The organism is Terriglobia bacterium, assembly GCA_020073205.1.
Taxonomy (GTDB): domain Bacteria; phylum Acidobacteriota; class Polarisedimenticolia; order Polarisedimenticolales; family JAIQFR01; genus JAIQFR01.
The window spans coordinates 17714-27911 of the sequence record JAIQFR010000054.1 but is presented as its reverse complement, the minus strand read 5'-3'; the positions used below and the strand labels follow the sequence as shown (position 1 = coordinate 27911).

Here is a 10198-nt window from a genome sequence, read left to right as displayed (position 1 = left end):
AGGATCTGGCGGAGCGCCTCGGGCTCGATCGCCGGGACCTGGCCCGCCGCGTGCGCGAGTACTCGCGGGGGATGCGGCAGAAGCTCGGCCTCGTCGCCGCGCTGCAGCACGACGCGGAAGTCCTGATCCTCGACGAGCCCACCACCGGGCTCGACCCCCTGGTGCGCGAGGTCGTGTTCGACCTCCTGCGGCAGGCGGGGCGCGACGGGAAGACCGTGTTCCACTCCTCGCACGTGCTCACCGAGGTGGAGCGCACCTGCACCCGGGTGGGGATCCTGCGCGCGGGGCGTCTCGTCTCGGTCGCGCGCACCGAGGAGGTCCGGCGCGCGTCGGTGCGCCGCATGGTGGTGCGGTTCGCGCACCCCGTGCCCGCGGAGGAGTTCGCCCTCCCCGACGTCGAGGTCGTGGAGATGGACGGCTCGCGGGTGGTGCTCAAGGTCGCGGCGGGGCTCGATCCGCTCCTCGGAGTGTTGGCGCGGCATCCGGTCCTCGACCTCGCGTTCCCCGAGCCGAGCCTCAAGGAGGCCTTCGTCGATCTCTACCGGGCCACGCCGGAGGGGGCGCGATGATCCTCGCGCTCTTCCTCCGGAACCTCCGGCACCACGCGCGGCTCCTGGTGGCCATGATGCTCGGCCTCGGGGTGTTCGAGGTGCTGATCCTCTGGGTCGCGGCGAAGATCGACGAGGGGGCGGGGCTCCGGGAGTTCCTCGAGTCCATCCTGCCGGAGGGCGCTCAGGAGGCCGTCTTCTCGCAGTTCGGCCTCGTGTCGTTCCCGGGGGCGGTGGCGTTCGGGTTCGTGCACCCGGTGGCGATCGTCGCGGCGACGGCGTTCGTCGTCGTGGTGGCGACCGTTCCCGCCGCGGAGCGCGAGACGGGGTTCCTCGACCTCGTGCTGGCGCGGCCGGTGCCGCGGGGGCGCTACCTCCTCGCCGTGGTCCTGCTCCTCGTGCTGGGAGCGGTGCTCCTCCCGCTGGCGCTCCTCGGCGGCGCGGCCCTCGGCCTCGGCATCGTCGACGTCGAGGACCGCCTTCCCCTGGCGCGCTACGTCCCCGCGGCTTTCGGGCTCGGGTTCCTCCTCCTCGCGGTGGGCGGGTACTCGCTCCTCTTCGCCGCCGGGGCCCGGCGGCGGGGCCCTGCGATCGGCCGCGCGGTGGCGCTCACGCTGGCGTTCTACGTCGTCGAGTACCTCGCGGACTTCTGGGACCTCCTCGACCGGATCCGCTGGGTGAGCCCGTTCCACTACTACAAGCCGATCGCCGCCGCGGTGGTCCCCGACACCCCGCTCGTGAATCCCGTGGTCCTCCTGGCCGCGTTCGTCGTGCTCGCGGCGGCGGCGCACCTGCGCTTCAGGCGGCAGGACCTCTGATGGCGGGGCCGTGCGTCGCTGCTTGACGCGCGGCGCCTTCGCGGTACACTTCTCGAGCCAGTCTTTCGCACGGGGGCGAACTGGTTTCGACGGAAAGGCAGAGGCGCGAGTAGCACGCCGAGGGCCACCTCCTCGTTAAACCGGTGGAATTAAACGCAGCCAACGACAACTCGCTGGCTTTCGCGGCTTAAGCCGTGACGTCTCCCGGGCGGCCCTCCCGAGGCAGCCCGGCGAGGCGACGATAATTCGGGATGGTCCGGAGGTGACACCCGTAGCCGCCGGGCGAGATGCACGGGCTGGCCGGCCTTCCATTTGCCGCTCAGCGGTTGGCCGGCGAGAAAAAAAACGAGTCGGCTAAGCGTGTAGAAGCTCTCGTACGAACCTTTTCGGACGCGGGTTCGATTCCCGCCGCCTCCACCAGCTGTTGCCATAAGTCCATATTCTGCATGGGGATAGAAGCGAATTCCTGCCGAGGCCTCGACTGTCTCCAAAATGTCTCCACGCGCGAGCGCTGCGTTCGCGCCGCCGCGGATGCGGACGGTGGGCCGAGACAGGAACGAACAAGGCGTCGCCGCGGTTGACAGGGGACAGGACACCGCCTAACATGGCCACGTTAATTAACAAGGCCATGTTAGGAACCATGGTCCCGAGAGAAGAGCCCGACCATGCGAGTCGATTCTCCTCCGCGCAAGGGGGAAGGTTCCAACTTCGCTCGCCTCCTCGCTGACGCCTTCCGCCAGAACGGCTGGAAGGTCGTCCGGGAGACCCGATTGGGTGGGCGGCGCGCAGATCTGCTCGTCCGCCACGGGAAGCTGGCGTACGCGGTCGAACTGAAGAGCGCACCCGAAGGTCGTCGTGACCGACTGATTCCAATACTGGCGAAAGCAGTCCTCCAAGCCCAAGCCCTTGTGCGCGGGAGTTCAGCGGTCGCCCCACTTGCCGTCGTCGCCTCGGCCCGAGTCCCCGAGGCTCTCGCTGACGAAGTACGGAACTTCGCGATTGAATACGCGCCCGGTGTTGCCGTCGGTGTCATGGACCTCGAGGGGTTCCGAGCGTTCGTCGGTGTTGGCCTTGAGGGACTGAATGCATCACGGCAGCCCAGACCTCGAAATCTCCCGTCGAAGAGCGAACCTCAGCACCATCTGTTCTCGGATCTCAACCAATGGATGCTGAAGGTTCTCCTCGCTCCTCAGGTTCCCGAGGAGCTCCTTTCAGCTCCACGCGGCGAATACCGCAGCGCCTCACAGTTGGCACGCGCTGCTGGCGTTTCCGTCATGAGCGCGTTCCGACTTTCTCGCCAGCTACAGGTGGAGGGGTTTCTCGAGACGTCGGATGAACGGATTCGATTAGTGAGAGTCGAGGAATTGATGGATCGCTGGCGCGCGGCATATCTGCGCCCCGCGCGCGAGTGGCCCATGCGGTGGGTCCTTCGCGGCGATCCAGGCGGGCTTGGACGAGTGTTTCGTCTGCTCGAGTCAGGGCGACGCGGCGCGGCAACAGCGCCATGGGACCCTCGATCACGGCCGTCGCTGCGGATATGCCTCGCACTCTTTGCCGCCGCGGAGGTCCTGGGTGTCGGCGTCGTGCATGGCGTGAGGCCACACATCTACGTGGGGGAACTGCGGCCGGAACTCGTGCGCCGGCTCGGACTCATGCGGGTCGAGCCCGGTCAGCCCCCGGACGTCTACGTACGGATTCCGTCGGCGCCGCAATCGGTCTTTCGCGGCGCGGTACGGCGCGGTGACGTGCTCGCCTCGGACATTCTCCAAGTGTGGCTCGACGTAACGGATCATCCGGCCCGCGGAAGGGCACAAGCGCTCGAGATCGAACGGAAGGTGCTGCACCAACTTGTTGCCGGGAAGCGATGATGGCGTACGTGAGCGATGTTGACCCCTTCGTTCGTTTCGTCGAGGCTCTCCGCCCATGGCTCTCCCACGTCGCCGTTGTGGGTGGATGGGCGCACCGGCTGCACCGAGTTCATCCGCTCGCCCAGCCGCTCGAGTATCCACCGCTGATGACCCGCGATGCCGATATCGCGGTGCCTGTCGGCGCGATACCCTCAGGAGACGACATCTGCGAACGGCTCCTTGAAGCGGGCTTCGAAGAAGAGTTCTCCCGAGGGCATCGCCCGCCCGTGACCCGCTATCAGCTCGGCGGCGAAACCGGCGGCTTCTACGCGGAGTTCTTGACTCCGTTGGTCGGCAGTGATCACAAGCGGGACGGAAGCCCCGACGTGACGATTCGCATCGGGGGCATCAGCGCGCAAAAACTGCGGCACCTCGATTTGCTTCTGACGGCGCCATGGTCGGTGTCTCTGGGCCCATCCAACGGGTTTCCGTTCTCCTCCGCAGCGGACGTGCGCATCCCGAATCCTGCCAGTTATCTTGCTCAGAAGATCCTGATCCATTCCAAGAGGAAGCCTGATGAGCGCGCGAAGGACGTGCTGTACATTCACGACACGATCGAGACCTTTGGTCGGTCCTTGAGCGAGGTCCACCGAGAGTGGACCGGCAACGTGAAGCGAGTGCTCAACAAGAAGGCGACGCGCGTCGTCGAGCGCGCGGCCGAGGCGATGTTCGCAGAGGTCACGGACAAGCACGTCGAAAGCGTGCGTGGGTACCTACGAGGAAGGAAGGGCGCGCTCTCCGCAGGGTTCCGCCGCGCGACGCATCCGGCGACGCACGTGACGATCGTCTGCCCCGCGAGCCTGCGCGGCGGCTGGCAGGACGAGTTTCGTAAGTGGCTCGGCGAGGACGCGACGCTCCTCGAAGGCGGTTCCCCGACTCGAGCCGCGACCATCCCTTCGACCGGTGCCATGACGATGAAGCCACGGACGGGTCGGACGCGCGCGTCGTGACGCTGGGTCGTCGGATCGCGGCGGAAATGTCCGGCGCGCAGTGGAATCTGCTCGAGATGCTGTTCCAGGTCCGCAAGGCCGCGCCGCGGGATCTCGATCCGAACCGCGAGCCTTACCCGTTCCCCTTCGATGAGATCGAATCAACGAGCGCCACCGTGGCCTTTCAAGAGGTGTTTCCGTTCGCGGAGATCTTCGAAGCGGAGGAACCCAACGGGTTCTTCATCGTCGATGACCAGTACTGCGTGCGGGAGCAGTGCGAATGCACGGAGGTCGTGCTCGATTTCATCGGCGAAGGACGAGAGCGGGGGAGGACACCGCCCAGACGTCGTCCCCTCATCTTGGACTACCGAGAACAGCGCTGGACCGAACAGCGGACGGGGCGGCCGCTCACCGGAGGGTCCGAGCGCCTACGCCAAGCTCACCTGGCCACCCGGCCGGGCCTTCTCGCAGAGATCGAGGGGCGCCATTCCCTCCTGCGCAGGCTGTACCGCGCCTCGAAGGATCGGCTCCACCAGCCGGGGCAAGTCGTAGGTCCAGTGCGGGCAGACCGGCGAGGGCGCAACGAACCGTGCCCGTGCGGAAGCGGAAAGAAGTTCAAGAAATGTTGCGGGGCCTGAAAAGTACCCGCGGCCGGGCCACCTTCTGCGCCATCACTCGCTCTCGCGCGCGTGCCGCAAACGGTCGATCATCGTGTCTACGTCGCACGAGGCGCGCACTTCGTCGCCCGCCGTCTTTCTAGTCTTGGAAACCAGGTACCGTCGGGACGCGCCGATCATGTCGGCGGCCCTGTCGAGTCGCTCCATGTCGCTGGGGCCAGGGGATGCCGTCAGCTTGACCTCGATGGCCCACCGCTCGCTGCCCAGGTCCAGTATCAAGTCCAGTTCGTACTGGTCGCTGGTCCTGAAGTAGAAGGCGCCGAACGAGCGTCCGGAAGTGTTCAGCACACCGATCGCCTGCTCGATGACGAAACCCTCCCAGCTCGCGCCGACCCACGGCTGGGCCAGAAGCGTTCGCTGGTCGGGCACGTTCAGTTGGGCATGGAGCAAGCCGGTATCGCGCCAGTAGACCTTGGGACTCTTGACCAGACGCTTTCGGATGTTGGGGCGATAGGGGGGCAGACGTCGGAGGAGGAATGCGCCAACCAGATAGTCGAGATAGCTGTTCACCGTGTGATAGGACAGGCCGAGACTTTGACCGATCTGCGAGGCGTTCCACGTCTGGCCGTGCACTGCAGTGAGCATGCGCAGCAAGCGATCCGTCGTCTGCGGGCGGGCGGGCAGGCCCCAGCTCGGGAGGTCGCGCTGGGTGAGCAACGCCAGGTAGTCTCGTTGCCACTGAGGATAGCGTTTTCGCTCCAGAACGCCGCCGTCCGGATAGCCCCCGCACAACCACAGGGACTCGCGGGCCCGACCCGTGAGCTCGCTCGCCAGGAACGGCGTCAGCTCGACCACGGAAAGGCGGCCGGCGAGCGACTCCGAGACTCGGATCATCAGGGAAGGCGAAACGGATCCCAGCAGCAGGAAGCGTCCCATGCGCTTGCGATCGCGATCGATCACGCCGCGCAGCCGAGGAAAGACGTCGGGCCACGATTGCGCCTCGTCGAGAATGACCACATCGCGACTCTGTTCGAGGCGTTCCCACTCGAGGTCGAGGCGCAGGCGCTCAGGCTCTTGCTCGAGATCGAAGTAGAGCCCGCCGAGAGCCCGTGCCAGCGTCGTTTTCCCACTCTGCCTCGGCCCCACCAGAACGACGGCGGGGAACTCCCCGAGCCGGCGCCGGAGCAGTCCCTCCACGTGGCGAGGAATCATGGTCCTGCATTATAGAGAACATTTACTGTTTTGCAAGAAACTGAGAGTTCTCGAGCCCTTGACCCGTCTTGTGCAAGCCATCCGTTGAATCCCTCGTGGACGAGATGAAGGCCGGGCCCGACAGGCGCCCGCAACGGGCTCGAAGGACGCTCAGGAGTCGCGGCGGTCTCCGATCGGAAGGGAGCGGATTCGGTGCCGACCTTCCTCGACTACGATGACCGCGCCCCGTTCCAGAGCCTCGGAGCAGTCGGGGAGAACCGCGGACAGGCGTTGGATGACATGCGCGGTCCGCATGTTGTGGAGGCGGAATACGACAACGCTCGTTCTCTCACCACGGGCGAGTGCAGCGATCTCTCCGAAATCGAGATCGACGGTGAGAACGACTCGTCGTTCGGCGATCGCTTTGTTGAAGATATCGCCGTTCGGGAGTCGCTGAAGGCCTGCATCGCGGAGGTGAACAGCCTCGTGGCCTTGCTCGCGCAGCCAGGAGACGACGCGAACGTCCAGCCCCATGTCCACGAGAAACCTCACGGGCGCTCCCCTCACCTAACCGAAGTGGACCTGCTCCTGCGCGAGCCAGGCGGCGTATTCGATGGCCTGTTGGATGTCCTCGCGCTCGAGGTCGGGATAGCCGGTCAGGATCTCGTCGAAAGTCGCTCCGTGAGCGATCTGCCCCACGATGACCGACACGGGGATGCGCATGCCGCGAATGCACGCCCGTCCGCCCAGCACGCGAGGGTCGAACGTGATCCGGTCGAAATTCATCGCTGGCCCTCCAACGAATGCATCTTAGCCCTTTCGCACGACGTTTCGCACCTTCGGGCCAGGAATCGAGGTTTCCGCCTGTTGACCTCATGCTCCGGCCCGTTCCCGATCGCGGCTTGCCTCCCCGACGCGCTAACCGGTAGGGTATCCGCTCTCGCGATGACACGGGGAGGCGCTGCATGATCACGCCCGCGCTCGTGGATCGGTTTCTCGAAGGTGTCAGAGGCCAGGCTCTCCGGGAGGGAAACCCAACCGGGGCGCACCTCCGTCTCAGTGACTGGACTCACAACGGCCTCCGATCACCCGAGAGAGCCAATAACGACTCCACACCCGTGAACCCCTGTTTGAGGCGGCGGCCTATTTTACTGCGAACACAGCCTCCGAGGTTTCCGCTTAGTCCGGTCGGTCGGGGGCCCGATGCAATCGACCCACTCGATGCGGCGCGTCTTGGTAGAAAGCCATGACGTAGACCGCGCGCCGTCGGCGTATGGCCACGCGTCGGAATGACTTAACGGTTCGTCCGGACGCGCGCGCCTACGGGCAGGTCGCGCTGACGCGCGGCGCCGCGGGCACGCCGTGCAGTCCCTCGAAGCCGTAGGGACCATTACCGAGCACGTTCTCGCCGCGGACCAGATACCAGAACGCGTCGCCGCTGACGGGAAGCTCGAAATCCGTGAATACATCCGCCACGGAGTTGGATACGAGGCACCGCTCGTCGGAGCCCGCCGATCCGACAGGTAGCCCACGAACGTGCCCGCGCAGCACCGCCGAGGTCGTCGCGCCGGCGGCGACGTTCCACGTGATCACGGCCTGCGATCCGATTCGCGACACGCGGACGCCGTTGTCCACCTCCGCGGGAAGCGGCCCGGGGTTTTCGCCGGCGCAGCGAAAGCCGAGGAAGCCGAACGTGGCGGACGGCCTGCGGCCCCCAACGACCGCGAGCGGGCCGGCACCGGTCCCGTCCACGAAGGAGCCACCGCGCGTGAGCGCACCCGGACCGCCGACCTCCGCGCTCGCGCCGGCGAGGCACATCCGGTCATCGCTCGCGCCGCCCCAGCCCGTGCACGCCGTCGAGAGCGGTGCCCAGTCCGCCACCCACTCTTCGAGGTTGCCCGCCATGTCGAAGGCCCCACGAGCCGATACACAGGCGACGCGCGAACCCGTGCTCGACACCATGTCGCTTGCGCTATTGCAGTCCGTCGTCAGATTGTCCGGCCCGGGGTCCGGCGTTCCGTCCGCCCCCACCTGCCACTCTGCGCTCGTCGGCAGCCGCTTGCCGGCGCTGGCGCACGCCTCCTGCGCCTGGAACCACGTGATGTGCGCCGACGGGATCTCCGACGGCAAGCTCACGGCGTAGATGTCGCCGGCGCAGTTCTGCCCGTCGTCGGTGCACGGCGCGTAGTCGTCCCCTTCCACACCCAGCCGTGTCGCCGCGCCCGACGCCAGGTCGACGAGCGTGGCGATACCCGACTGGATCTTCCGGACCAGCGGCGCGTTCGTCGTGGTTGGATTCGGCACGCGCCACACGCTCGCCTCGTACCGGTCCAGGCACACCGTTCCCGCCGGCACCGCATCAGGTGCGCATGGGCCCGAAGGGGCCGCAGTGGCGGCAACACCCGACGACAACACCAGGACAAGGAAACAGCTGATGATCGTTCGCTCCATCGTCGCTTCCTCCCAAACGGTCAATTTGTCTGCGAGTACCTACGGCCTCCCGACAGCGGGTTTCTAGCGGGCACAGCGGAAGCCGATGAACGCCCGCGCGCTGAACGGCCCGCCGGTGCCGACGACCGCGAGCGAACCGGCCGCCGTGCGGGCGCGAAAATCGCCGCCGCGCAGCAGCGCACCTGGACCGCCGGCCGAGCTACTCGCCCCGAAGAGGCACATGAGGTCGTCGCTGAGACCTCCCCAGTTGGAGCACACCGTCGACAGCGGCACCCACTCCGCCACCCACTCGTCGAGGTTCCCGACCATGTCGAAGGCCCCCCGCGCCGATTCGCAACTCTTGCGCGCGCCGGTGAGCGTCACCGACCCCGCGTTGCTGTTGCAGTCCGTCGTTCCGTTGTCAGAACCGGCGTCGGGCGTTCCCGTCGTGCCCATCTGCCACTCGGCGCTCGTCGGCAGTCGCTTGCCGGCATTGGCGCATGCCTCCTGCGCCTGGAACCAAGTGATGTTCGCCGCGGGAATCACCGCGGGCAGGCTCACGGCGTAGATATCGTCGGCGCAGTTCTGGCCGTTACCGGTGCACGGCGCGTAGTCGTCGACCAACGTGCCCAACTGCGTCGCACCGGCCGCCGTCAGGTCGGCCTGGGTCGCCGTTCCCAGCTGTATCTTCGTCACCAGGAGCGCGTTCGTCGTGGTCGGATTCGGCACCCGCCACACACTTGCTTCGTACCGATCCAGGCAGACCGTCCCCGCCGGCACCGAGTCAGGACCGCAGGTGCGCGCCGCATGCGCCGCCGGCATCACAACCACCAACAGCCCGAAGCCAAGAGCAATCGTCATCCCATTCCGCATCATCGTCCGTCCTCCCGATCGATCGGGTGTTCCCGAGCAAGTGGCCCTGCCCGGCGGGTTGACCGCCGGGCAGGAGCCGAACGTGCCGCCTTGATTCCCGGTCAACGGCCGAACCGCCCGATCGGCCCGTCTTCGTCCGGGAAGTTGGTGGTGTTGAGGACTTGGATGCCCGCGGTGTGATCGCCGTTGAAGGGCGTTCGATTGGCGGCACAGCCTGCCGCCGCGGCGTCCGCGGTCGAGTCGAACCACATCCCGAGGTGCAACGTGTGGACCGGCGCGGTCGCCGGGTTGACGTTGGCGTCGCCCGGATGCAGGACGGGCGCGGCGCCGGGACCCGGCGCCACGATGAACGTCTCGTCGCTGAAGATCCCGACGAAGCTCGCGTGGCCTTCGCCGCGACGGTTGGTTTCGACATCCCCCTCGTACCGGGACAAACCGAACGGAGAATGGGGGAGTTGGAGAACGAACACCGTGAACGTCGTGTTCGCAGGCAGCCCCGTGACGAACACGTCCATCACCTGGTTCGCTCCGCGCGAGGTGATCCTGACCTCGCCTTGCGCATCGGGCAGGCAGACCGCCGCCCCCGCCGAGGTCACCAGGTCGAACGAGAACGAGGCGTGCTTCCCGGGCGGCTCGAGCCGCGGTCGCTCGGGCGGGAAGATCGTCGGCGCCGCGACGGCCCTTGGCGTCAGGCCGAGGACGGTCGTTCCCGACAGAGCGAGGACGAGAGCGAACACGACGCGTGCGGGAGACTCGAACACCCGTGACTTCATGAAGACTTCTCCTTTCGAGTTCGGACTGATTGTTGTGGGCGGGACGAAGTTGCCGGAACTTTCTGCGCGACTCGGAACGGGCGCCGTACCGCGATCCTTTCCTGCTCGAGCA

Annotated in this window: 11 protein-coding genes and 1 other RNA gene; 6 read left to right on the top strand and 6 right to left on the bottom strand. The window is 66.7% G+C overall.

All coding sequences use genetic code 11. The annotated features are described in order from the left end of the window. The 6 genes from LAO51_12335 to LAO51_12310 form a co-directional block, all read left to right on the top strand. The coding region (locus LAO51_12335; GenBank protein ID MBZ5639525.1) for an AAA family ATPase at positions 1–569 on the top strand (569 nt) is incomplete at its 5' end. Further along, the gene (locus tag LAO51_12330; protein MBZ5639524.1) at positions 566–1366 is read left to right on the top strand and encodes an ABC transporter permease subunit; all 801 of its coding nucleotides are present in this window, start codon (positions 566–568) and stop codon (positions 1364–1366) included. The genes LAO51_12335 and LAO51_12330, both read left to right, overlap by 4 nt. A 71-nt stretch (positions 1367–1437) precedes the next feature. Beyond that, positions 1438–1786: a transfer-messenger RNA gene (ssrA, locus tag LAO51_12325) on the top strand. 245 nt (positions 1787–2031) lie between these two features. Next, complete coding sequence (locus LAO51_12320; GenBank protein ID MBZ5639523.1) at positions 2032–3234, top strand: hypothetical protein; 1203 nt, start codon at positions 2032–2034, stop codon at positions 3232–3234. Then, complete coding sequence (locus tag LAO51_12315; protein MBZ5639522.1) at positions 3234–4223, top strand: hypothetical protein; 990 nt, start codon at positions 3234–3236, stop codon at positions 4221–4223. Before LAO51_12320 ends, LAO51_12315 begins: the two co-directional genes overlap by 1 nt. Positions 4224–4249: 26 nt before the next feature. Next, positions 4250–4840: an SEC-C domain-containing protein gene (locus tag LAO51_12310; protein ID MBZ5639521.1), complete on the top strand. Its 591-nt coding sequence runs from the start codon at positions 4250–4252 to the stop codon at positions 4838–4840. 33 nt (positions 4841–4873) lie between these two features. On the opposite strand, the gene LAO51_12305 is transcribed toward LAO51_12310, so the two are convergent. From LAO51_12305 to LAO51_12280, 6 genes are all read right to left on the bottom strand, one after another. Further along, complete coding sequence (locus LAO51_12305) at positions 4874–6016, bottom strand: ATP-binding protein (protein ID MBZ5639520.1); 1143 nt, start codon at positions 6014–6016, stop codon at positions 4874–4876. A 165-nt stretch (positions 6017–6181) separates the two neighbouring features. Further along, positions 6182–6544 carry a DUF5615 family PIN-like protein gene (locus LAO51_12300; GenBank protein MBZ5639519.1) on the bottom strand — a complete coding sequence of 121 codons (363 nt, stop codon included), beginning with the start codon at positions 6542–6544 and terminating at the stop codon, positions 6182–6184. 33 nt (positions 6545–6577) lie between these two features. Beyond that, positions 6578–6796 (bottom strand): DUF433 domain-containing protein, encoded by a 219-nt coding sequence (locus tag LAO51_12295; protein ID MBZ5639518.1) that lies wholly within the window; start codon positions 6794–6796, stop codon positions 6578–6580. Positions 6797–7330: 534 nt separating this feature from the next. Further along, positions 7331–8461, bottom strand: coding sequence for an SUMF1/EgtB/PvdO family nonheme iron enzyme (locus tag LAO51_12290; GenBank protein ID MBZ5639517.1), 1131 nt, complete (start codon positions 8459–8461; stop codon positions 7331–7333). Between the two features lie 63 nt (positions 8462–8524). Then, the gene (locus LAO51_12285; GenBank protein ID MBZ5639516.1) at positions 8525–9316 is read right to left on the bottom strand and encodes a formylglycine-generating enzyme family protein; all 792 of its coding nucleotides are present in this window, start codon (positions 9314–9316) and stop codon (positions 8525–8527) included. A gap of 98 nt (positions 9317–9414) precedes the next feature. After that, positions 9415–10086 (bottom strand): hypothetical protein, encoded by a 672-nt coding sequence (locus tag LAO51_12280; GenBank protein ID MBZ5639515.1) that lies wholly within the window; start codon positions 10084–10086, stop codon positions 9415–9417. Between the last annotated feature and the right edge of the window lie 112 nt (positions 10087–10198).